The organism is Photorhabdus namnaonensis, from assembly GCF_001684335.1.
In the GTDB taxonomy this organism is placed as follows: domain Bacteria; phylum Pseudomonadota; class Gammaproteobacteria; order Enterobacterales; family Enterobacteriaceae; genus Photorhabdus; species Photorhabdus namnaonensis.
This window is the reverse complement of sequence record NZ_LOIC01000029.1, coordinates 1-265: the sequence shown is the minus strand read 5'-3', so window position 1 is coordinate 265 and position 265 is coordinate 1. Positions and strand designations below refer to the sequence as shown.

Sequence of the window (265 nt, the reverse complement as noted above, 5' to 3'; positions counted from 1 at the left end):
CCAGATAAGGGATATGGTAGGTATCGGAGCCTTGTTCAAATTGCTCAATAAATAGCATCCGTTCCTGAGCAAACGATAAGGGATAACGCTCTCGTGCCAGATGAGGGATAACCGTATAAATCTGTTGTTCCAGCTGGGGTGCCATGTTTGCGATGGTTTTTAGCGCAAACAACTGCGCCAGTGAGACCTCGGTTGCCAGTATGCGGCGGATGGCGGTGGTCAGCCGAATTGCCGTCAGGGAGTTGCCCCCGATACGGAAGAAATT

1 protein-coding gene is annotated in these 265 nt (G+C 50.9%); it reads right to left on the bottom strand.

Features of this window, described 5'->3' with window-relative positions:
• A partial coding sequence (locus Phpb_RS26595) for a phosphopantetheine-binding protein (RefSeq protein WP_240492418.1) occupies window positions 1-265 on the bottom strand: 265 nt, incomplete at both ends.